Below are 21,532 nucleotides of genomic sequence, written 5' to 3' on the forward strand. Positions count from 1 at the left end.
ATCACACCTGGGTCTCGGGAGTCGTCACGTGCAGGTCCGTCCCCTCGGTGACGGGGAGCTGGCAGGACAGGCGGGAGTTCTCCCGGCGGTCCTCGGTGGTGCCGTAGAGCATCTCGTCCTCCATCTCCTCCATCTCCGGGAGCTTCTCCAGGTCCTGGGGGTCGACGAAGACGTGGCAGGTGGCGCAGGACAGCGACCCGCCGCACTCGGCGACGATGCCGGGCACCCCGTTGCGCACGGCGGTCTCCATCACGGAGTCGCCGGCGGTGGCGTCGATGGTGCGCTGGGCGCCCTCGTGGTCGGTGAAGGTGACAGTGGGCATGGATTCGGCCTTTCGGGTGGCGCCGGCTGCAACCGGCGCGGTGGTCAGATGAACTGCCGGCCGCCGTCGACCACGAGGGTCTGGCCGGTGATGTAGTCGCTGTCCTGGCCGGCGAGGAACAGGGCCGCTCCGACGATGTCCTGCGGCTCGCTGGCCCGCTTGAGGGCGCCGCGGTCCACGCCGTACGTGGCGGCGTCCGCCATCAGGCCGTAGCTGGCCTCCGTGAGGGTGAAGCCGGGAGCGATGGCGTTGACGGTGATCCCGCGCCGGCCGAGCTCCTTGGCCATGACCCGGGTCAGCCCGATCACCCCGCTCTTGGAGGCCACGTAGTGCAGCCAGTTCTCGGAGCCGCTGTAGACGGTCGCCGAGGACAGGTTGATCACGCTGGAGCCCTTGCCGAGGTAGGGGCTGGCCGCGCGGGCGCACAGCCAGGGGCCCTTGAGGTTGACGCCCATCACGAGGTCCCACTCGGCCGGGTCGATCTCCTCGAGCGGCGAGCGCGTCACCGTCGCGTAGATCGCGGCGTTGTTGACGAGCACGTCGATCCGGCCGCCGCCGAAGGCCGCGGCCTCCTGGGCCATGGCCTCGGTCGACTCCGGCGAGGTGACGTCCACGGTCACCGCCAGAGCGCGGCGGCCCTCGGCCTCGACGAGCCGGGCCGTCTCGGCGGCGCCCTCGGCGTTGACGTCGGCGACGACGACGTCGTGTCCGCGGCCGGCGAATCCGAGCGCGAAGGCCCGGCCGAGCCCGCCGGCCCCGCCCGTGACGACCACGGTGCGGGCGGAGCCGTCGGCGCGGGAGCCGGCGGCACCGGCCGCGGAGTGGCCGGTCGCCGGGGTCCCGGGGGCCGAGCTCACGACGCCGCCTCCAGCACGGCCTCCGGGTGGGTGTCCTCGGCCCCGTCGGCGGGGCCGTCCCCGTCCGCGATCTCCTCGAGGACGGTCACGACGCCCTTCGTGCCGTCGACCCGCAGCCGCTGCCCCGTCCGGATCTCCAGGGAGGCCGAGCCGGCGCCGGTCACCGCCGGCAGTCCGTACTCGCGGCACACGATGGCGGCGTGGGACATCATGCCGCCGATGTCGGTGACGGTGGCCTTGATCTTGCCGAACACCGGACCCCAGGACGGGGAGGTGTTGGGGGCCACGAGGATCTCCCCGTCTCGCAGGGAGCCCAGCTCGTCGGCGGAGGTCACCACGCGGGCGATCCCCTCGACCACGCCCGGGGAGGCGGCCATGCCCGTGTACACGCCCTCGGGCAGCTCGTCCTGGCCCAGCCACTGGGCGACCTGGTCCGTGGTGATGCCGTAGAGCATCGTGGTGAAGGGCTCCGTGATGAACTCCGGCGGGGTGTTGAAGGCCGGCGCCGCCCGGTGCGCCTTCAGGGCGTCGACGATCCCCGCCCGGCGCGGGATCTCGGCGCCCCAGTAGCTCGGGCCGATCGGCCGCTTGGCGCCGATGCCCCACGCGTTGACGAGGTCGAACAGCGCCGCGCGGACCTCCTCCCGGCTGAGGTAGAGGATGTCGGCGGGGTCCTTCCAGAACCCGGCGTCCACGAACAGCGCGGACAGCTCGCGGACCTTGCGCCAGAACGTGCCCATCGTCCAGTGCTCGATGTAAAAGTTGTGGTTCTCCACGTAGGGATAGGCCGTGCGGGCCAGGGCGATCTTCTCGTCGAAGGCCGCTTGCTGCTCGGCGCCCAGCAGATCGCGGTACTCGCGGATGATCCGCTCGCGCTCCGCCACGAGCTCGTCCGTGGGCCGGATCAGCTGCGCGCCGTCCTTGGCGCGGCGGATGTAGTCCGCGATGAAGGTCAGCGGGATGTCCATGTGGTCGATCCAGTAGCGGTCGTGGCCGTAGAAGCCGTTGCCCACGGTGAAGTTGAACCACGGGTCCTTGGACTCCTCGAGCTGGGCCAGCCACTGCTCGCCGCCGTCGGCCGCCGCGATCCGCCCGATCGTGCCGTCGGCGTCCTCGGGGGAGCCGAAGTGCTCCTCGAGGCCGAGCTCCAGGGCCAGCAGGGCGAGCTTCTTGAGCTCGTCGTCGGGGCGGAACAGCTCCATGTCCTCCCCCTGGACCATGGTGGCGACGTTCTGGTCGGGGATGTTGGGGAAGACCTCCTTGCAGAAGCCGAAGAAGTCCAGGTAGGCGATGTAGCCGAGGTTGAGGAACTCGAAGTGGTACTGCCAGTTCTGGTAGGCGAGGTCGATCAGCTTGTCGTAGGAGCGGAACAGCTCCTCGGAGCCGTCCTTGCCCCTGCCGGAGACGACGTCCTCGAGCGGCACAAGCTCCGGCAGCGGCCGGAACTCGAGCTGCTCCATCTCGCGGATGGTGCCCTTGACCTTGACGTACCACTGCTCCAGCAGGGTCTCCCAGTTGCGGTAGTAGTGGCCCGCGCGCTCCTCGAAATGGGCGACGCGCTCGGCGATCTCCTCCTCGGGCACCGCGATGGGGCTCATGTAGAGGTAACCCTGGTGGATGCGGTAGTCGATGCCGTTGGCGGTGGGGATCAGCAGGTGCCGGGAGTTGTACTCGCCCAGCTGCCGGATCGAGAACTCGCACCCGATGGTCTCGAAGGGCTTGAGCACCACGGGCCACTGCTGGGAGTTCTGGAACCAGAACTCCTCACCGTCCTGGTCCTTGAGTGCCTCCTGGAAGACGAGGTAGTAGGGGTAGAGCTGCTCCCAGCCCTCGGCCCCCTCCGGGGTCTGCACGCTGAAGGGACTGGGAAAGGACTTGACCGCGACGTCGTCGGCGGCGCCGACCCGCTCGGCCACCACGCCCAGACCCGGCTTCTCCGCGGCCCGCACGGTCTCCGCCGGCGTGTTCGAGTGCACGGTCTCGGGACGGGACTGCAGCAGCAGCAGGTTCTCCCCGGCCGGCAGGTCCCGGTCGAAGGCCCACTCGACGTCCTGGGGGCACCCGTAGTGCTGCTCGGCTCGCTTGGCCATCTCGGCGACCTGCCGCAGCTGGTCGTCGGTGAGGCAGCGGCGGGAGCGCCGCTCGGCGTCGACCTCCACCTCCTGGAGCGAGCCGCTGGCGGCGTCGGGGACGAGTTCCGCGTGCTTGTCCCCGACGTGCTCGGTGACCACCGCGAGGGTGACCTTGTCGAGCTGGAGGTTGTCGGGAGTGACCTGCCCGGAGACGACCATCTCCCCCACGCCCCAGGACGCGTCGATGGTGATCTTCGAGCGGTCACCGGTGGACGGGTCGAGGGTCATGGCCACGCCGGCGGTCTCGGCGTTGACCATCTTCTGCACGGCCACGGCCATGGACAACCCGTCCTCCGGGATGCCGTTGCGCAGCCTGTAGAGGATGGCCCGGGCGGTGTAGAGGGAGGCCCAGCACTTGCGGACGTGGTCGAGCACCGACTGGCGGTCGGTCAGCCACAGGTAGGTGTCCGCGGCGCCGGCGAAGGACGCCTCGGGGAGGTCCTCGGCGGTGGCGGAGGAGCGCACGGCCAGAGGCGCGGGCTGCTCGAAGCGGGCCTGCAGCGCCTCGTAGGCGTCGATGGTCTGCTGCCGCTGGTCCTGGGGCACCGGGCGGGAGCAGATCTCCTCGCGGATCTGGGCGGAGACCTCCTCGACGTGCGCGACGTCCTCGGGGTCGATACCGTCCAGCAGCCGCCGGATGTCGTCCTTGATCCCGGCCGACTCGAGGAACGCCTCGTAGAGGTCGGTGGTCACGGCGAAGCCCGGGGGCACCGGCATGCCGGCGGCCGTCATGGACACGAGCGAGGCGCACTTGCCGCCCAGGCGCTCGAGCTGCGGCTCGGTGCCGCCGTCGAAGAATTCGATGTATCGCGTGTTCTGCACGGTTCAGGACTCCCAGGTGACGGGCACCGCGACGGGTGCTCGGAAGGACAGGTTCTCGCCGAAGGTGATGGCGTCCGGATCGCTCAGCCGCAGGTGGGGCGCGGTCCGCAGGGTCTCCTCGACCGTGATGCGGGTCTGGAGCTTGGCGAGCATGTTGCCGAGGCAGTAGTGGATGCCGTAGCCGAAGGCCAGGTGTTCGCGGGAGTTCGGCCGGTCGATGTCGAACTCCTCGCCGTTGTCGAAGACGGCCTCGTCCCGGTTGGCGGAGCCCATGACCAGCAGCAGCTGCCCGCCCTCGGGGATGGTCACGCCGCCGACCTCGGCCTCGCGCAGGGCCTTGCGGCGCCACGCGACGATCGAGGGGCTGGTGCGCAGCACCTCCTCCACGGCGGAGGGGATCTTCTGGGGCTCCTCCTGGAGCCGCTGCCACTGCTGGGGATGGGCGAGCAGCATGCGCAGGGTGTTGGAGATCAGCGTGGTCGTCGTCTCGTGCCCCGCGAACAGGAGGCTGTAGCACACGGAGGCGATCTCGTGGTCGGAGATCTCACCGCCGGCCTCCTGGGCCTTCACCAGGTCGGCGACGAGGTGGTCGCCGCCCTCCCGGTGGGCCTTCTCCACGAGACTCAGGCACTTCTGCCAGTACTCCACGAGGTTGTGGGCGTGCGGGATCTGCTCCTCGTCGGAGAGATCCCCCCAGGTCATGGCGCCGCGGGAATCCGACCAGCGCTTGAACTTGTCGATCTGGTCGATGTCCTCGCCGAAGAGGGTCAGGATCGTGATGGTCGGCACGTCGTAGGCCAGGTCGCGGACGAGGTCGCCGGTGTGGTCCTCGCGCTCGAGCATCCGCTCCAGGAGACGCGCCACGTTGGCGCGGATGAACGGCTCGAGGGTCTTGTAGCGGCGCGGGGTGAACGCCTTCTGCACGATGCCGCGGATGCGGGTGTGTTCCGGTGGCACGCGGGCGGAGAGCCCCGAGTAGGCGGTGAACCCGCCCTCCTCCATGATCCGCTTGGCCTCGGCACCGCGCTCGCGCACCGGGGCCTGGGCGTTCTCGGAGCTGAAGGTCTCCCAGTCCCCGAAGACGGCCTTGACGTCCTCGTAGCGGGTGACCACCCAGTAGCCGATCCGCTCGTCGTACATCACCGGGTCCTCGGCCCGGAGGTCCCGGTAGGCCGGGAAGGGGTCGTTCTGCTGGAAGGGCTCGTAGCCGTGGTGGGCCACGGGGCACCCTCCGGTGGCGGCCGTCGTGGGCGTCTGGTCCTGTGCGGTGGTCATCGCTGCTCCTTCGGGACAGGCAGTGCGGTTGATCACCAGCTTGGCCCGTGAGCGGGGTCACACCTATGCCACCCATCCACTCAGTGGATATCGTCGTCCCGCGGGGCCGTCCGCCGGAGCGGCGGCCGGGATCAGGCGCGGACGCCGCTCCTCGGGTCGGCCACCCGCCGGATGGTGTTCAGGGGCACGTGCGCGGTGGCGGCCTCGATCTGCCGGGCCACGCCCTGCATCGTGGGCAGATGACGGGTCATGGTGGCGGCCTGGTTCGAGGCCATGACCAGCCCCAGGGCCGCCCCGACCCTCCCCTCCCGGTGGTGCACGGGCACGGCGATGGAGCACGCGCCGAGGCGCATCTCCTCCGCGGTCACGGCCCAGCCCCGCCCCCGCACGACCTCGAGCTCCTCCGCCAGCCGCCGCGGCGACACGTGGGTGTGCGGGGTGACCGCTTTCAGCTCCTGCTGCAGGTAGGCGTCGCGGACCCAGTCCTCCTCGTAGGCCAGGAGCACCTTGCCCACGGCGGTGGCGTGCAGCGGCAGGCGCCCGCCCACGCGGGAGGCCCGCGGCACCCGCTTGGAGCTGTAGGCGCGATCGATGTACAGCGCGTCGGTGCCGTCCCGCACCGCGATCTGCGCAGTCTCGCGGGTCAGGGAGTAGAGGTCCAGGACGAAGGGCCGGGCGATCTCCCGCAGCTGCCGGCCCGCGTTCTGGCCGAGCTCCCACAGGCGCATGCCGATCTGGTAGCGGCCGTTGACGTCCCGGCTCAGCGCCCCCCACTCGACCAGCTCGGCGAGCAGCCGGTGCACGGTGCTCTGCGGGAGGCCGGTGATCTCCACGATCTGGCTCTGGGTCAGCGCCCGCCGGTCGTTCTCGAAGGCCTCGAGGACGGACAGCGCCTTGGAGAGCACCGAGCGTCCGGGCTCGTTGGACCCGCCGGCCATGCGCGTCTCCTTTGCGCCGGGCGCTCAGGACAGGGCGAGGCGCTCCGGCTCGTCGTCGATCGAGGCGACGGCGGCGAAGGCCGCCGCCATGACCCGCCCCGCGTCGGTGAAGAGGTGGTCATGCACACGGTAGCCGCACAGCCGGTGGGCCTGCTCGTGGCTGAGCCCGAACCAGCCCATGACCGTGCTGATCCCGTGCGGGGTGAGGCGCCAGATCTTGTCGGCGTCCTTGACCACGGCGTCGCTGGCGGAGAGCACCTCGCGGCGGGAGTCGTGGCCGTCGATGATCTCGGTGATCTGCCGGATCAGCTCGGGGTCGCAGCCGACACCCTCGAGGATCTCGGCGGCGATCCGCGCCCCCTCGACCTCGTGCGTGCGCACCAGGTCCGGCCGACCGCCGCCGGGGGCGATCGCCGAGAGGACGAGCTCACGAGGGACCTGGGACCAGCCGGTGTCGTGGAGCAGGATGGCCGGGAGCACCACGTCGGGGTCCGCCTCGGGGACCAGTGTCAGCAGCTGGCGGGCGATGCCGTAGGCGTAGAGGCTGTGCACGTCGTTGTTCCGCACGTCCAGGTAGGCCTTGGCCGCGGCCCAGATCCGCCGCTCCCCGACGGAGAGGGCGAACACCCCCGCAACCTGGGAGGCCGGTGGGATCTTCGCCGCGACGTCGTGCTCGGGCGCTGCCTGCTGCGGTCGGGTCACGGGGTCCATGACCCCATGGAAGACGACGACGGTGCCCCCGCCAAGCCCGGCGGTCCACTCAGTGGATGGGGCGCCTTCGAGGGGCGGGTCCGGACGTACTCGCAAACTACTGTAAAGATTTTAGAGTGGACGGCCACGGCGCAGCCGACAGCGCATCAGCTGGTGCACCACTCCGGCACCGGGAGCACTCGGGCGGCCGGGCCCGCGCCGACAGGTCCGTCGCAGGTTCGCCGCCACTCGACGAGCTCGCAGAGGCGGGCCAGACTCCGGCCGATGTCACGGACGAGCAGCGACAGCGTCACGGCCGAGACGCCGAGGGACCCGGGGAACCCGGTGTGGTGGGTGGAGTCGCCGAACCAGATCGGGGCGTGCACAGGACGCCGGTGCGCCGGGCGACGCCCCCGGCCAGGGTGATGGCCACGCAGGAGTCGCCCCCGGCACGCCCGCGGGCCCGTGCTGCTCCGTGCTGCCCACGGGAACGAGGGCGATCCGCTCCTGCTCGAGGCCGCCGGCGGCCGCCGACGACCCGGTCATGGTTCCTCCTCCGGCCGGGGCACCGTCGTGCCCCGGGAGCCGACCGCAGGCCCCTCGAGAGCCGGGGTCACCGGTTGTAGGGTCGGGGCAGAACGGACAGCGCCAGGGCGTGCACGGCCGTGGTCGTCGCGCCCTGGCGATCCTCACCCGGCAGGCAAGGACACCCCATGGCACCGAATCCCGACCCGCGGCTGACCGAGGCCGCCTACCAGGGCGCGGCCCTCGAGGTCGACCGGGACTTCTACGGGCGCATCGGCGCCGAGACGCACCGGCGCACCCTCGTCCAGGAGCTGACCGTGCCCATCCGCTCCGGCATGGCGTGGGAAGTGCCCGCCGGGCACGTGTGCCGCATCTCCACCGTGGAGGGGCCCCAGGTGGGGGACCTCAACCTCTGGAACAGGCACGACCCCCGCGAACGGTTCTGGGCCTCCCGCACCCGGCAGCTGCAGGCCGCCCACGTGAGCACCTTCGACCGGCTGTGATCCACCCTGCCGTTCCTGCGCCCCATGGCCACGATCGTCGGCGACACCCTGGCCGGCTACGGGGTCGACGCCGAGGGCGGGCGCGTGCACGACACCCTCGGCACCCGCTGCGACCCCTACGTGTCCACCATGCTCAACGGCGTGGACTTCGACTACCACTGCCACTCCAACCTCGTCCGGGCCGTGCTGCCCTGGGGGCTCACCGAGTTCGACGTCCACGACGTGCTCAACGTCTTCCAGTGCACCGGGCTCAACGCCGACGACCAGTACTTCATGAAGACCTGCCCGGCCACCCCGGGCGACCACTTCGAGTTCTTCGCCGATCAGGACCTCCTCGTGGCCCTCTCCACGTGCCCGGGCGGGGACCTGTCCAAGCCGATGTTCGGCCCCGGCGTCACCGACCCCGTCGAGATCTGCCACCCCCTGGCCGTGACCGTCCACGCCCTCGACGACCAGCTGCTGCAGGGCTGGTCCGAGCCGGCCTCCCCGGACTACCGGGGCGCCCACGGGCTGACGTCACGGCCGTGGGGCAGCCGCTGAACCGGGGCGAGGTTCAGGGGCAAGTCGGCGCAACTGTGTACAGAATGCGAATCGATCAGGTATTAGCCCGGTGTTAGTATTGACATATCACGCAGGGCGGTCAGCCGGGGGGCTGAGCCGCCGCGTGAGGATCACGTCGCAGCGTCCGGCCGCAAGGCCGCCCGCACGACGTCGATCATGACGCCGCCGTCCTGGTGGCAGCGGGCTCGGACCAACTGGTCAGTCGTCGGGGGGCGACTCCCCTGCCACCAGGGCGCGCAGGCCCCCGTCCGAGGACCCCGCGGCCCGGCCGAGGAGACCGCCGATCAGGCGAAGGCGAAGACGGGCGGGAAGACCACCACCACGATCGCGGCCCACACCCCGTAGACCGGCAGGTAGCGCGTCTGCCACCGCTCGAGCACGGCGAACGGACGCCGCCCCCGCAGGCACCCGGCGCTCAGCCACCCGGTCCGGACCAGGTGCACCAGCAGCAGCAGGTTCAGCCCGAGCGCGGCGATCTTGTTGGGGCTGAAGCCGAACTCGGCGATCCGGGTCAGCATCGCGGTCAGCATCACCGCGTCGACCGCCAGCGCCGCGACGACGAGGACCAGCTGCAGGCCGTCGAAGAGGCCGGGCGGCTCGAGCGGGTCCCGGGCGGAGATCGAGTAGAGCAGCAGGGCCAGGACCAGCACGAGGATCGCGTCCATCAGGATCAGCAGCCCGCGGTCGACGTCGACGAGCCCGCCGGCCGCCGTGAGCACCGCCAGGAGGGCCAGCAGCATGAGGATCGTCAGGGGCGTGAACACGCGGGTGAGGACGGGGGCGACGTTCTCGACGACGTTCTGCTTGGCCTCGACCAGCCACGCGGCCACGACGAGGGCCCCGGGCACCGCGAACGGCAGGATCCAGTCCTCCATCACCGGCTCCAGGTCGATGCCGACGACCTGCAGGGCCCCGAACGTGAGCCCGACCAGCACCGCCCCGCCCAGTGCCAGGAGCGTGTAGTAGATCACGAGTTCGCCGGTGAACCGGACGAAGTCCATCCGCCGCCCGTCGGAGCGCCACCTCCCGCCCACGTAGGCGATCCCGGTCAGCAGCCACAGGACCACCGGGGCGTGCAGGACGGCGAGCAGCTCGGTGGACCCGCCGGGGGCGAACGGATAGACGTTGAGCACGACCGCCAGCACCGCGAAGGGGACGAGCAGCCCCACCAGCACGCGCGCGGTGAGCCGGCGCTTCCACGCGAAGTACGCGCCGAGGAAGGGCGTCACGAGCAGACCGAGGTTGCGGGCCAGCAGCGCCTCGTCGCCGAGCCAGGCGATGCCGGCCCTGACCGCCAGCCCCGCCCCGACGGCGAGCGCCAGGACGGTCCCCAACTCCCGCCACGACGGCGAACCCGCGTCCTCGGCGCTCTCCGGGACGAGCACGAGCTGCTTCCACAGCCGCTCGGAGTGCTCCCGGGCGAACTCGTGCGAGACGGCGTCGAGGTTGCCCATGCGCTTGATCGCGACGAGGAAGGCCTCGTCGTCGTCGAGCCCGGTGGTCCTCAGGTCCGCGACCTGTTCGCGCAGGTGGTCCTCGAGCTCGTCGACGTCGGCCGGGGAGATGGCCTGGCGGCGCTGGACGTAGCCGCGCCACCGCCCGATCTGGGCCTCCTGCTCCGCGTGCAGCTCCATCACGCCCACCGCTCCGCCGTGGCGGGCGGCTGCTGCGCGGCCTGCCACACCTGCCGCAGCGCGTCGGCCACCACGGACCACTGCTCCTGCCGGTCGGCGAGCGCGGCACGGCCCGCCGGCGTGATCGCGTAGTGCTTGCGCCGACGCCCGGCCTCGGACGTGCCCCACGAGGAGGACACGTGGCCGAGCCGCTCGAGCCGGTGCAGCAACGGGTAGAGCATGCCGTCGGTCCACTGCATGGAGCCGCCGGAGAGCTCGCTGACGCGCTTGAGGATCGCGTAGCCGTACAGGTCGCCGTCCGCCAGGATCCCCAGCACGAGCGGGGTGGCCGAGGCGGCGACCAGGTCCTTGTCGATGCGCACCGCGCCTCCCATACCTAGTTCTGCTAGGTATTGAACCCTAGCAGCGCTAGGTATGGCAAGAGGGCGCCGAGGACCGCGGCGCGGACCCGTCGGGCTGTGCACGGACCCGTCCTGCCCCTACAGTCGAGACGGAGTTGCACATGAGAACGACTGCGGAAGGTGGTGGCCCATGAGCACGTCGCCCGCCGGACCCGGCCTCGCCGAGCTGCCGCTCAGCACACCGCTGGAGGCCGAGGTCTACCGCTCCCGCGGCGTCTACTCCTGGTGGCTGGACACCTCCCGCTCCCCCACCCCGGAGGCGGCGGGGCTGCACCTGCCCGAGGTGCCGCGCCTGGGGCACGCCTCGGGCAGGGCCGAGCTGCTCTACGTGGGCCGGGCCCGGCGCGACCTCCACCGGCGGATCACCGGTCAGCACCTGCGGCGCACCCGCTCCTCGGCGCTGCGGCGCACGCTGCTGGCCGTGCTCCTGCCCGCGGACCCGTCCTGGCGGGACGGCGCCGCCGTGGACGGACGGGGCCGGGTGGTCCTCGACGAGGAGCACGAGCAGCGCCTCACGGCGTGGATGCAGGAGCACCTGCTCCTCGGCTGGGCGCGGTGCGAGACGAAGGACGACGTCGACGCCCTAGAGCAGCGGTGGATCGCCGCGCACCAGCCGGTGCTCAACACCGAGAGCACCGGGCACGGACCCGAGCTGACCGAGCTCAAGCGGGTCTTCCGCGAGGGCCTGCCCGTCCGGTCCTGAGCTCCCTGGCCGTCCGGACCGGAGCGGGACGGTCACACAGCGCATCGCGTCGGAGGCCGCGAATACACTGGTGCCTTAAGCGAACACCTGCGGGAGATCCACCATGGCGAGCACCCAGAGCACCAGCGACGAGAGCACGGCCACCGGCTGCCTGGGCTGGGTCGCCGTGATCATCGGCCTCTCGGTCCTCGGCTTTGTCATCGAGCACTGGGAGTTCTTCCTCGGCGCCGCCGTGGTCATCAGCTGCCTCGCCGTGGTCGGGCTCGTGGCCCGGACCATGTACCGCAGCACGGTCGGCCGGAAACGAGCCGAGGACGCCTCCGTGGCACAGGTGCGGCGCGCTCGCGCCGGAACCCTGGAGGAGGCCCGGCAGGCCGGACGGCACAGCATGCGCGCCGCCTGGCTCGAGTGGCAGATCCGGCCCGGAAGCGCCACCGGGGCGTCGTCCGTCACCGAGCTGCTGGCCGCGGTCCCCACGGCCGACTGGGATCTCGAGCAGCTGCGCAGGCACGGCCGGGCCGTCTGGGCCCGCCGCGGCGGGACCCCCGGTCACCACCGGCGCCCGGACGTCGAGGCCCGGCTGGACCGGGTGGCCGCCATGATCTCCGACCTGACCGACGAGGAGTTCGACACCCACCGCGGCCAGGCCGACGACCAGTACCTCTACCACCCGGACCGCGAGGTCCGCGCCGCCTACCTGGAGGGCGGGGCCCAGGCCGTGGAGACCATCATGGACACCGTCACCGCCGCCCGTGTCCAGGCCCGTGAGGACGCCGCCGCGAAGGCCGCCGCCGATTCCCTGGCCCAGCAGCGCAACGCCGCGCTCAGGGCCCTGCGCGAGACCCGGCAGTCCACCGAGACCCGGGACGCCCACGCCGCCTGGGAGGCGCAGGCCCGGCAGCTCGACGAATGACAGTGGCCCGCGACGAGCCGCACATCGACAACACTCCGGGCATACCTGCAGGTACCCGCCCTCGAGTCCTGGAGCGCGCGCAGTTGCGGTCGTAAACTGGGTGACCGGCCGTTGCTGACACCCGGCGCGGCGCCCCGTCCGGTAGCGCCCCGTCTCCACGGATGCAACGGGAGCTGGAGTTCGTCCGACGGCCGACGGGGGATCGGCCGGATGCTTCGGCCGGCACTTCCGTCCGGATCCACGGACGACGCTCCATCTCCGGAACGGGGAGGCACCCGAAGTGCAGCACTCACTGGTTTCCCGTGCGCTCACCGGCGCGTCGGCCGCTGCTCGCCACCGTCGGACTCGGCGGGGGCGGGGCGGCCCACGCGGCGCCCTCGCAACCGATGTTCTCCTACGCCCAGGGGGCGGGTCGACGAGCACGTGCGACTGCTCGGCGACATCAACGGCGACCGGATCCAGGATCTCGTCGGCTTCGGGCACTCGGCCACGTCCGTGACGCCCTCCTGATGCCCCTCGGGCCGCGGACCCGGCGCCCAGGCTCCTTCACAGGGGCGGCGGCTACAATCGGGGCTCAGGAACCACGGTCTTCGGGGGCCCACCATGAAGAACACCGAGAGCAGCAGCGGAGCCACCATCTGGGTGGTCCTGATCGCCGTGGTGGTCTTCTTCGGCCTCTTCCGGTTCCTCCTCCTCGGCGGGGTGGCCCTCCTCGGAGTGGCCCTGCTCGGCCTACTGGTGTGGCTCAGCGCCGGTTTCATCACGAGCCGGACCCGCGCCAACCGGGAGACCGCGCCCCTGGACGACGACGAGCCGTCCCTCGCCGCCCGGTGGTCCGGGCAACCGTCCCTGGAGGAGGCCCGGGAGGCCGGCGCGTCCAACATGCGCACCGCCTGGATCTCGTGGCACCTCCGATCCCTGCCCCAGCCGGAGAGCAGCAGGGATCCCCGGCTCCTCACCGGGACGCTGGCCGTGGTTCCCCAGGCGGACTGGGACGCGGATCGGCTCCGGCAGCACGGGCGGGCGCTGTGGTCCCTGCGCAGCAGCGCACGACGCCACGGCCTGCTCGACCAGGTGGACGCCCGCCTGGACCGGGTGGTCGCGATGGTCTCCGACGCGACCGACGACGAGTTCGACACCAGCCTCGGCCAGGTCAACGACCAGTACCTGTACCACCCGGACCGCCAGGTCCGCACGGCCTATCTGGAGGGCGGGGCGCTGGGCGTGGAGCTCATCATGGACGCCGTGACCGCCGCCCGGGCCCAGGCCCGCGAGGACGCCGCCACGAGGGCCGCCGCCGATTCCCTGGCCCAGCAGCGCAACGCCGCGCTCCGCGCACTGCGGGAGACGCACCACCCCACCGAGGGACGGGACGCCCACGCCGCCTGGGAGGAGCAGGCCAAGCGGATCGACGAGTGACGCGTCCAGCACCGGTCTCCTTCGGTGGGTGCGGGCTGCCCCGTCACCCCGAGGACCAGGTCTCGATCGACCCCCGGACGTGAACGTCGGTGAATCCTGTGAATGTCGCCCCGGAGGCGAAGTCGGCGGCGCCTCATCCCTGCGGCAGACCGGCGTTGGGTTGCTCGTCCCGGACCGCGCCTCAGTCCCGGGCCCGCAGGACCGGATCCACCCACACGATGTTCCACCGTTGGCCGTCCGGGTCGGTGAACATCCGCTCGATCGTGTAGCCGCGGTCCGCACGGTCTCCCGCTGTGGCGCCGGCGGCCACCGCCCGGTCGACCAGGGCGTCGACCTCCTCGGGGATGTCGACGATCAGGGCGAAGCTGCTGCTCACGGTCCGGACGGGATCCGCGAGCTCCTGGCCCGCACCGGCGGCCTGCTGCCCGGGCCGCCGCTCGACGAGCGTGACACCGAAGTTCTCCCCGAGGTCCAGGATCAGGCTGCGCCTCTCTCCCAGGCCGGGAGCGGTCCGCCAGCCCAGGGCCTGGTAGAAGCACCGCGAGCGCTCCAGGTCGGCGACCGGGATGCGGGGGAAGAACTTGTACGCCACGGGAACTCCTGGAGCATCGACGGGCCAGGATTTCATGCTCCTCCCGCCCCGTGGACGGCACAACGGTGTGACCGCTCTGTTGCGGTCCGCGGTCCGAGGCGCCGTTCACCGGGAGGGTTCATCGGCCCTGGTGCTGGCGAAGCGTGCGCGGTACTGGCTGGGCGAGACGTCGAATTGCGCCCCGAAGGTCCGGCGCAGGGTCTCGGTGCTGCCGAAGCCGGCGGCGCGTGCGGTCTCGGTGACGCTGTGCCCGGCGTCGAGGAGGCCTTTGGCGTGGTCCAGGCGGGTGCGCTCGACGAACTTGGCCGGGGAGACCTGCAGCTCGGCCGCGAAGAGCCGCGCGAGGTGCCGGGGGCTGACGCCGACGGCGGCGGCCAGCGCGTCCGCGCTGTGGTCGAGGGCGGGCTGTGCGCAGACGCGGTCGACGGCGGCGCGCAGCACCGGTGTCCGCGGAGGCGGCGCCTGCAGCGGGGCGGAGAACTGGGACTGGCCGCCGGGGCGCTGCATGAACATCACCAGGCCGCGGGCGACGTCGCGGGCGAGCTCCGGCCCGTGGTCGCCCTCGACCAGGGCGAGGGCGAGGTCGATGCCGGCCGAGACCCCGGCCGAGGTGAACACTCCGCGGTCCTCGACGAACAGGGCGTCCGGGTCCACCCGGACGTCGGGGTGCGCGCGGGCCAGGAGCTGGGCGTGGCGCCAGTGGGTGGTGGCCCGCCGGCCGGAGAGCACTCCCGCGGCGGCGAGGACGAAGGACCCGGTGCAGATGGAGACCAGCCGGCGGGGAGCGGTGCCGGGCGAACGGACCGCCTCGACCAGCGCCTCGGGCAGCGGCGCGGAGACCAGGCCGTCGCCGCCCGCGACGACCAGCGTGTCGACGTCGGACAGCTCGGGGACGGACGCGTCCACCGGCAGCCGGGCCCCGATGGAGGTGCGCACCGGCTCCCCGGACGGCGAGGCGTAGCTCAGCGCGTAGTCGGCGCCCAGGGCGTTGGCCTCGGCGAACACCTCGGCAGGACCGGCGACGTCGAGCATCTTCACGCCGTCGAACACGAGGAAGACCACACGCCGGGACCGGTTCAGCACGATCTCACGCTACCGCTCGCCGTCCGCCGCCGCTGCGCCCGGGCTCACTCGGGCCAGGCGTTCTGCTGGATGATGCGCACGAAGTCCTCCCGGTGGAAGTCGGGGTCGAAGTGGGCGAGCACGTCGTCGTTCATGGTGCCGAAGGTGGTGCCGGGCCGGTCGACCATGCCGTCGTAGAACGCCTGGAGGATCTGGTTCTTGAAGTCCGGCCGGGGGTGGGCGGCGACGACCTCGGCGCGGTGCTCCTCGGAGATCTCGTCCAGGTCGAGGCCCAGCACGTCGGTCTCCACACCCAGCGTGACCACGGCGACCTCGGGTGCCAGGTGCAGGGGGATCTCCGGGGTGGTGTGCAGGGCGATCGCCAGCCACACGCTGCGCGCCTCCTCCGCCGAGCGGCCGTGGTCGCGCAGGAACGCCTGCGCCGCCTCGGCGCCGTCGATCTCGAACCGCTGGTGCTTCGTGCGGTGCTCCCGCGTGAGGCCGAGGTCGTGGAACATGGCCCCGACGTAGGCGAGCTCGGGGTCCACCTCGAGCCCGCGCGCGGAGGACTTGAGCATGCCGAAGAGGAAGACCCGGCGGGAGTGGTTGAACAGGCTCTCGTCGGCGGCCCGCCGGACCAGCTCGGTGGTCTCACGGACGAGGGCTGAGTCCGGAACGGTGATCCCGGCGATGGTCTCGGGCATGGTGTCTCCTCTGCTCGGTGGCTTGCTGGGCGTGGAACGGCGTGCGGGAGCGACCCGTGACCGGTCCACCTCCACCCTCTCCCGCCATCGGCCGGGTGCGCACCGTCCGAACAGACGATCTGCCCACGGATCCGGACATCCCGGACCGCACCCCCCTCCGTGAACTCACCGGTTTCGCCCGAGAGCAGCGCTTAGTTGCCGCGATCTCGGGGAGAACCGGTGCGTTCGACGAGGGTTGAACGGTGCGGCAGGTGACCTGCGCCGCTCCGCGTCACGTCGGGTCGGCGCCGCCTGTCCGGCGCTGGGGGCAACGCGCGCTCAGCCGGGCGCGCAGCGGGACCGCAGGATGGAGACGCCCTCACCCGTCAGGTCGTCGCAGCAGGTCCCGCGGCCGGCCATCGCCATGGTGAGCGCCAGCGTGGGCCCGCTGACCAGGGGCCCGGAGCCGGACTCGAACGGGCCGTCGGTCGCCACGAGGTGGAGGCCCTGGGCGGCGCTGCGGCTGGGCACCGCGAAGTCCCGTCCCACGAGGAACCGGGCCACCGCGGTCACGGCGCCGATCGACGGCGTGCGCGGCAGCCCCAGCGGCCGGCGGATGTCCTGGCCGTGGACGACGACCTCCCCCAGCCAGGCCGCGGTGTCCTTGGAGGGCGCCACGGTGTTCCCGACGACGGCCAGGAACCGCTGGAGCGTCTCGGCCGGGGTGGTGCCCCGGTGCTCCTCGAGCCGGCGCTGGTTGTGCAGGTCGAAATCGAAGCGGGCCCCCAGCACGCTCCGGAGCCAGCGGAGCCGACCGATGCTCGCGGCCGCGGTGAGGTGGGCGACGACGTCCTCCACGGTCCACTGCCCGCACAGGGACGGCGCCGCCCACTGCGCGTCGTCCAGGCCGGCCAGGTCCTCGGCCAGTCGCGCACGCTCGGCGCGGACGGCTGCCCACAGGTCTCCCGGACTGTTCGGCTCCATGCGTCCACTGAAGCACACGCCGGCGGACGACGGCCCCTCCTTCCGCGAACTCACCACTTCCACCCGAGACGGGCGCACAACAACCCGCATCTCGGGTGCCACTGGTGAGTTCGGCGAGGGGTGGACCGGGGTGCCGGAACCTCCCGTGTCCGCCGGTGCCGATAGCGTGGCAGAGGACCCGCACCCCCGGGCAGCACACCCGCGACCGATCGAGGGGCCTCGATGACGAGCATCCGTTTCCTCCACACGAGCGACTGGCAGCTGGGCATGACCCGGCACTACCTCGAGGGCGAGGCCCAGTCCCGCTACACGGGCGACCGGGTCGAGACGATCCGCCGCATCGGGGAGCTGGCCCGCGCGCGGGAGTGCGCGTTCGTCGTGGTGGCCGGCGACGTCTTCGAGCACGCCAACCTGAGCCGGCGGGACGTGGGGCGGGCCCTGGACGCCATGGGCTCGGTGCAGCTGCCGGTGTACCTGCTGCCCGGCAACCACGATCCCCTCGGACCGGGATCCATCTACTCCCAGGAGGCCTTCCTCGGCCTGAAGCCGGACAACGTGGTCCTCCTCGACGAGGTGGGCCCGTGGCCCGTCGCCGCGGGCGTCGAGCTGGTGGCCGCGCCCTGGCGCAGCAAGCGTCCCGACGCGGACCCCGTCGCCCCTGCCCTCGAGGGGCTGGACGCGGACGGCACCCTGCGCATCGTGGTGGGCCACGGCATGCTCGACCAGCTGGACCCCGACCAGACCTCCCTGACGACCGTGCGCAGCGCGCCCCTGGACGAGGCCATCGAGCGCGGCGCCGTCCACTACGTCGCGCTGGGCGACCGCCACATCCGCTGGCCCGAGGACGACCGCGGCGCCGTCCACTACTCCGGGACCCACGAGTCCACGAGCTTCCGCGAGCACGGGCGCGGCCACGTCCTGGAGGTGGCGCTGGACGGCACCACCGCGGAGGTGACCTCCCACGAGGTGGGTCGGTGGGAGCACCGCGTCCTCGAGCGACAGCTCGACGGCCAGGACGACGTCGACGCACTGGCGACCGAGCTCGCCGCCCTCACCCCGAAGGAGCGGATCATCCTGAAGACCGTCTTCACCGGCACCCTGAACCTCTCCGAGTCCGCCCGGCTGGACGACCTGCTCGAGCAGCAGGCGGAGGTCTTCGCGAGCCTCAACGCGTGGGAGCGCCACACCGACCTGGTGGTCGTCCCGGACCAGCACGAGTTCGAGGACCTCGACGTCGGTGGCTACGCCGCCGACGCCGTGACCGACCTGCGCGAGCTGGCCGCCTCGGACGCCGAGCAGGCGCCCACCGCCGGTGACGCGCTCCGGCTCCTGTACCGCCTCGTGGGAGGGACCCCCCGATGAAGCTGCACCGTCTGAAGCTGGAGAACTTCCGAGGCGTGACCGCCCGCGAGATCGAGTTCCCCGAGTCGGGGGTCGTCGTGGTGACCGGCCGCAACGAGATCGGCAAGACCTCGATGATCGACGCCCTGGACGCGCTGATCGCCCTGCCGGACAGCAGCAAGCAGAAGAAGATCCTCGAGGCGAAGCCCGCCGGCCGGGACGTGCCCGTCCTCGTGGAGGCGGAGTTCTCGATCGGCGGCACCCGGGCGGTCTACACCAAGCAGTGGCTGAAGAAGCCGTTCACCACCCTGCACCACGTGGCAGGCCCCCTGGCCGGCCGGACGCTCACCGGGCGCGAGGCCCACGACGCCGCCGAGCAGCTGTGGGCCGGCGCCGACACCGCCCTGTGGAAGGCGCTGCGTTTCATGCAGGCCGGCGGGCTGACGCAGAACGCCCTCACCGACAGCGCCGCCCTGCGCCGGGCCCTGGAGTGCCACTCGGGCCAGGCCCAGGGCGACGACCGCGAGGTCGCCTCGCTCCTGGAGCGCGTGAGCGCGGAGTGCGACAAGTACTGGACCTCGACGCGCAAGAAGAACGCCAGGGTCGTCCAGGCCGAGGAGGAGTGCCGCGAGGCCGAGGACGCCGCCACGCGGACCGCGGCGCAGCTCGCGGAGATCACCACGGTCGAGGAGGAGCTGGCGGAGCTGACGGAGGAGATCGCCTCCACCGACCGCAAGCTGCACACGGCCCGGGCGGAGCGGGCGGAGCTGGACCGTGCTGCCGAGGAGATCGGCGGAGTCCAGCGGCAGCTGCAGGAGGCGCAGCGTCGCCGGGACTCCGCCCGCGGCGAGCTCGAGCGCGCCCGCGAGCGCTCGACGCGCCGTGCGGAGCTCCTGGCCGCGCTGACCGCCGACGAGGAGCGCAGCGCCGCGCTCGCCGAGCAGCTGCAGGCCTGCGAGCAGGAGCTGGCGCCGGTCCGCGAGCACTCCGACGAGGCCGAGGAGCGCCGGGCCGCGGCCCAGCGCGCGGTGCGGGAGGCCCGGGCGGCCCACCGGTCCGCCCGGGAGGACCGGACGCACCTCGACGACGTCGAGCGCCACCGCCGCACGACCGCGGTCCTGGCGTCCCTCGAATCCGTCCGGGCGCAGCTGGCGGAGCTGCGGTCCCGCCCCGGCACGGAGATCGACGAGGACGTCGTGGACGACCTCGACCGGGCGCAGCGGGCGGCGGAGACGGCCGAGGCGGAGCTGGCGGCCGGCAGCGCCCGGGTGGAGCTCACCGCGCTCGGCCGTGCGCGGTCGATCGTGCGCGACGGCACCCACCAGGAGGTCGACCCCGAGGAGTCGTGGTCCGCGGCGGTGACCGACGTGGTGGAGGTCGAGATCCCCGGCGAGTGGCAGGTGCGCATCTCTCCGGAGCAGGGCATCGCGGCCCGCCGGGACGCGGCCCGCCAGGCGGCCGAGCGGTTCACCGCGCTGCTGGAGCGGCACGGGGTCGGCTCGGTCGCGGAGGCCCGCGCCGCCTGGCGGGAGGCGCAGGAGCTCGCGCAGCAGGTCCGCGAGGCCGTGGCCCAGCGCAACCGGCTCCTCGACGGCGAGGACGAGAGCCGGCTGCGCGACGACCGGGACCGCCTCGCCGCGACCATCGACCAGTACCTCGCGGAGCGGACCGACGACGTCGCCCTGCCCGGGTCCGTGGCGGTCGCCCAGGAGAAGGCGGACGCCGCGGAGGCGGCTCTGAGCGAGGCCGAGGACGCCACGCTCCAGGCCGAGGCCGCCGCCGAGGCCGTGCGGGGCGCCCTGCAGTCCGCGCAGACGAAGCTGCACTCCCTCGAAGGAGCGGCGCACGAGCAGGAGCGCGCGCTGACCGGCACCAGGGCCCGGCTCGAGGAGGCGCGCCACGACGTGCCGGACGAGGACCTCGACCGCGCCGTCGCCGCGGCGGCCGAGGCGTTGGACGCGGTCCAGGAGGAGATCGACGAGCACGAGGCGGTCCTGGTCCGCCTCGACGCCGAGCGCGTGCTCTCCGACCGGGAGCTCGTGGCGGACCAGATCGAGGGGCTCGAGGAGCTGCTGAGCGACAACCAGCGGCGCCGCAGCACCCTGCTGGGACGGCTCGACGGCATGGGCCGCGACCGGGTGCAGCTGGAGCACGACCAGGCCGGGACGCGGCTCGAGGCGGCCCGGCGCACCCTCACCGGGGTGGAGCGGCGGGCCGCGGCCGCCCTGCTCCTGGAGCGGACGCTGCAGGAGCACCGCGAGCGCGCCCACGCCCAGTACGTCCAGCCGTTCCGCACGGAGGTCGAGCAGCTGGGCCGCGCGGTCCACGGCCCGGACTTCGAGGTGCAGGTGAGCGGGTCCCTGGAGGTCGAGCAGCGCAAGCTCGACGGCGACTGGCTGCCGTTCGCCGCGCTGTCCACCGGGGCCAAGGAGCAGCTGGTGATCCTCATCCGGCTCGCCACCGCGCTGCTGGTGGACCCGGAGGACGGGGTGCCGGTGCTGCTCGACGACGCCCTGGGCCACTCCGACCCGCAGCGGCTCCGCCGGCTCGCCTCGGCCATCACCACCGCCGGGGAGCGAACCCAGGTGATCGTGCTGACCTCGAACCCCGAGCGCTTCGCGAACCTGCGGGACGCCCACCGGATCGACATCTGAGCCGGGCCGGCTCGTCCAGACGCGACCTGGTCACCGGCACGGCAGGCGTGATCGAGGACTCGTCCGGTGTCGAGACTGCCCTGGTTTGTTCCAGTCGGCATCTCTACGCTCTTCATGTAAGTCGTCCGTGCTTGCAGTTTCCACCAGAGAGGAGGAGGCCGCCATGAGCCCGGATCGAGGACAACCGAAGCGGGGCAGTCTTCAACGTGGTTCCACGGGCCCAAGGCACCCCGTGTCCTCACCTCGGGCGTTGCTCGGCGACTGCGAGTGGCGCGCACCGATCAGGGGGCGTACGTGGTGACGTCTCAGCCGGCCTCCGGGCCTACGCCTTTCGTCCCGCCGGCTCTCGGGCAGGCGGCCCTGCAGGCGCTGGGCAGTGAGCAACCGAGGGAGGTCAGTCCGGAGGACGTCTACCGCCTCATGACCCAGTCCCCGGAAAGCACTGGTTGGGGCAAGGAGCTGACGGAGGACCGGGAGAATTTCGTCGCGGATGACCCCTGAGAAGCCTCATAAGAGGGCTG

General features: G+C 72.3%; 18 protein-coding genes and 1 pseudogene. 6 read left to right on the top strand and 13 right to left on the bottom strand.

Features of this window, described 5'->3' with window-relative positions:
• Nucleotide 1: 1 nt before the first annotated feature.
• The 7 genes from ACH9D2_RS05130 to ACH9D2_RS05160 form a co-directional block, all read right to left on the bottom strand.
• Nucleotides 2–322 (bottom strand): 2Fe-2S iron-sulfur cluster-binding protein, encoded by a 321-nt coding sequence (locus tag ACH9D2_RS05130; RefSeq protein WP_396361678.1) that lies wholly within the window; start codon nt 320–322, stop codon nt 2–4.
• 44 nt (nt 323–366) lie between these two features.
• Nucleotides 367–1,179, bottom strand: coding sequence for an SDR family oxidoreductase (locus ACH9D2_RS05135; protein ID WP_396361679.1), 813 nt, complete (start codon nt 1,177–1,179; stop codon nt 367–369).
• Nucleotides 1,176–4,133, bottom strand: a complete 2,958-nt coding sequence (locus ACH9D2_RS05140) for a PEP/pyruvate-binding domain-containing protein (protein ID WP_396361680.1) — start codon at nt 4,131–4,133, stop codon at nt 1,176–1,178. The genes ACH9D2_RS05135 and ACH9D2_RS05140 overlap by 4 nt, the downstream gene beginning before the upstream one ends.
• 3 nt (nt 4,134–4,136) lie before the next feature.
• Entirely contained in the window at nt 4,137–5,408 is a 1,272-nt protein-coding gene (locus tag ACH9D2_RS05145; protein ID WP_396361681.1) for a cytochrome P450, read from the bottom strand.
• A gap of 131 nt (nt 5,409–5,539) precedes the next feature.
• Nucleotides 5,540–6,346: an IclR family transcriptional regulator domain-containing protein gene (locus ACH9D2_RS05150; protein WP_396361682.1), complete on the bottom strand. Its 807-nt coding sequence runs from the start codon at nt 6,344–6,346 to the stop codon at nt 5,540–5,542.
• 24 nt (nt 6,347–6,370) lie between these two features.
• Complete coding sequence (locus ACH9D2_RS05155) at nt 6,371–7,057, bottom strand: HD domain-containing protein (RefSeq protein WP_396361683.1); 687 nt, start codon at nt 7,055–7,057, stop codon at nt 6,371–6,373.
• A gap of 146 nt (nt 7,058–7,203) precedes the next feature.
• The gene (locus ACH9D2_RS05160) at nt 7,204–7,422 is read right to left on the bottom strand and encodes a hypothetical protein (RefSeq protein WP_396361684.1); all 219 of its coding nucleotides are present in this window, start codon (nt 7,420–7,422) and stop codon (nt 7,204–7,206) included.
• 327 nt (nt 7,423–7,749) lie between these two features.
• Here ACH9D2_RS05160 and ACH9D2_RS05165 point away from each other — a divergent pair.
• Nucleotides 7,750–8,604 (top strand): annotated as a pseudogene (locus ACH9D2_RS05165) (urea carboxylase-associated family protein).
• 305 nt (nt 8,605–8,909) lie between these two features.
• Here ACH9D2_RS05165 and ACH9D2_RS05170 read toward each other — a convergent pair.
• On the bottom strand, nt 8,910–10,259 hold the full coding sequence (locus ACH9D2_RS05170) for a permease prefix domain 1-containing protein (RefSeq protein WP_396361702.1): 1,350 nt from the start codon (nt 10,257–10,259) through the stop codon (nt 8,910–8,912).
• The gene (locus ACH9D2_RS05175; RefSeq protein ID WP_396361685.1) at nt 10,259–10,621 is read right to left on the bottom strand and encodes a PadR family transcriptional regulator; all 363 of its coding nucleotides are present in this window, start codon (nt 10,619–10,621) and stop codon (nt 10,259–10,261) included. The genes ACH9D2_RS05170 and ACH9D2_RS05175 overlap by 1 nt, the downstream gene beginning before the upstream one ends.
• A 169-nt stretch (nt 10,622–10,790) precedes the next feature.
• Here ACH9D2_RS05175 and ACH9D2_RS05180 point away from each other — a divergent pair, with 169 nt between their 5' ends.
• The 3 genes from ACH9D2_RS05180 (at nt 10,791) to ACH9D2_RS05190 (ending at nt 13,695) form a co-directional block, all read left to right on the top strand.
• Complete coding sequence (locus ACH9D2_RS05180; protein WP_396361686.1) at nt 10,791–11,363, top strand: GIY-YIG nuclease family protein; 573 nt, start codon at nt 10,791–10,793, stop codon at nt 11,361–11,363.
• A 103-nt stretch (nt 11,364–11,466) separates the two neighbouring features.
• Complete coding sequence (locus ACH9D2_RS05185; RefSeq protein WP_396361687.1) at nt 11,467–12,276, top strand: hypothetical protein; 810 nt, start codon at nt 11,467–11,469, stop codon at nt 12,274–12,276.
• A 603-nt stretch (nt 12,277–12,879) separates the two neighbouring features.
• Nucleotides 12,880–13,695 carry a hypothetical protein gene (locus ACH9D2_RS05190; protein WP_396361688.1) on the top strand — a complete coding sequence of 272 codons (816 nt, stop codon included), beginning with the start codon at nt 12,880–12,882 and terminating at the stop codon, nt 13,693–13,695.
• Between the two features lie 181 nt (nt 13,696–13,876).
• Here the strand turns inward: ACH9D2_RS05190 and ACH9D2_RS05195 are convergent, their stop codons facing one another.
• The 4 genes from ACH9D2_RS05195 to ACH9D2_RS05210 all read right to left on the bottom strand — a co-directional run bounded on the left by ACH9D2_RS05195 (nt 13,877) and on the right by ACH9D2_RS05210 (nt 17,016).
• Nucleotides 13,877–14,323 (bottom strand): VOC family protein, encoded by a 447-nt coding sequence (locus ACH9D2_RS05195; RefSeq protein WP_396361689.1) that lies wholly within the window; start codon nt 14,321–14,323, stop codon nt 13,877–13,879.
• A gap of 69 nt (nt 14,324–14,392) precedes the next feature.
• The gene (locus ACH9D2_RS05200; RefSeq protein ID WP_396361690.1) at nt 14,393–15,370 is read right to left on the bottom strand and encodes a DJ-1/PfpI family protein; all 978 of its coding nucleotides are present in this window, start codon (nt 15,368–15,370) and stop codon (nt 14,393–14,395) included.
• A 44-nt stretch (nt 15,371–15,414) separates the two neighbouring features.
• Nucleotides 15,415–16,053, bottom strand: a complete 639-nt coding sequence (locus ACH9D2_RS05205) for an HD domain-containing protein (protein ID WP_396361691.1) — start codon at nt 16,051–16,053, stop codon at nt 15,415–15,417.
• Nucleotides 16,054–16,371: 318 nt separating this feature from the next.
• The gene (locus ACH9D2_RS05210) at nt 16,372–17,016 is read right to left on the bottom strand and encodes a maleylpyruvate isomerase family mycothiol-dependent enzyme (protein WP_396361692.1); all 645 of its coding nucleotides are present in this window, start codon (nt 17,014–17,016) and stop codon (nt 16,372–16,374) included.
• 222 nt (nt 17,017–17,238) lie between these two features.
• Between ACH9D2_RS05210 and ACH9D2_RS05215 the strand changes: the two genes are divergently transcribed.
• Nucleotides 17,239–18,378, top strand: coding sequence for a metallophosphoesterase (locus ACH9D2_RS05215; protein WP_396361693.1), 1,140 nt, complete (start codon nt 17,239–17,241; stop codon nt 18,376–18,378).
• A complete protein-coding gene (locus tag ACH9D2_RS05220; RefSeq protein WP_396361694.1) occupies nt 18,375–21,011 on the top strand; it encodes an AAA family ATPase in 2,637 nt (878 codons plus the stop codon). Before ACH9D2_RS05215 ends, ACH9D2_RS05220 begins: the two co-directional genes overlap by 4 nt.
• Nucleotides 21,012–21,532 lie beyond the last annotated feature (521 nt).

It is taken from the genome of Kocuria rhizosphaericola (assembly GCF_044462205.1).
Lineage (GTDB): Bacteria > Actinomycetota > Actinomycetes > Actinomycetales > Micrococcaceae > Kocuria > Kocuria rhizosphaericola.

Bases quoted from the DNA above. Each gene is read 5' to 3' on its own strand.
- ACH9D2_RS05130 (WP_396361678.1), bottom strand. From the start codon at position 322: ATGCCCACTGTCACCTTCACCGACCACGAGGGCGCCCAGCGCACCATC.
- ACH9D2_RS05145 (WP_396361681.1), bottom strand. From the start codon at position 5,408: ATGACCACCGCACAGGACCAGACGCCCACGACGGCCGCCACCGGAGGG.
- ACH9D2_RS05150 (WP_396361682.1), bottom strand. From the start codon at position 6,346: ATGGCCGGCGGGTCCAACGAGCCCGGACGCTCGGTGCTCTCCAAGGCG.
- ACH9D2_RS05155 (WP_396361683.1), bottom strand. From the start codon at position 7,057: ATGGACCCCGTGACCCGACCGCAGCAGGCAGCGCCCGAGCACGACGTC.
- ACH9D2_RS05170 (WP_396361702.1), bottom strand. From the start codon at position 10,259: ATGGAGCTGCACGCGGAGCAGGAGGCCCAGATCGGGCGGTGGCGCGGC.
- ACH9D2_RS05180 (WP_396361686.1), top strand. From the start codon at position 10,791: ATGAGCACGTCGCCCGCCGGACCCGGCCTCGCCGAGCTGCCGCTCAGC.
- ACH9D2_RS05185 (WP_396361687.1), top strand. From the start codon at position 11,467: ATGGCGAGCACCCAGAGCACCAGCGACGAGAGCACGGCCACCGGCTGC.
- ACH9D2_RS05190 (WP_396361688.1), top strand. From the start codon at position 12,880: ATGAAGAACACCGAGAGCAGCAGCGGAGCCACCATCTGGGTGGTCCTG.
- ACH9D2_RS05195 (WP_396361689.1), bottom strand. From the start codon at position 14,323: ATGAAATCCTGGCCCGTCGATGCTCCAGGAGTTCCCGTGGCGTACAAG.
- ACH9D2_RS05205 (WP_396361691.1), bottom strand. From the start codon at position 16,053: ATGCCCGAGACCATCGCCGGGATCACCGTTCCGGACTCAGCCCTCGTC.
- ACH9D2_RS05210 (WP_396361692.1), bottom strand. From the start codon at position 17,016: ATGGAGCCGAACAGTCCGGGAGACCTGTGGGCAGCCGTCCGCGCCGAG.
- ACH9D2_RS05215 (WP_396361693.1), top strand. From the start codon at position 17,239: ATGACGAGCATCCGTTTCCTCCACACGAGCGACTGGCAGCTGGGCATG.
- ACH9D2_RS05220 (WP_396361694.1), top strand. From the start codon at position 18,375: ATGAAGCTGCACCGTCTGAAGCTGGAGAACTTCCGAGGCGTGACCGCC.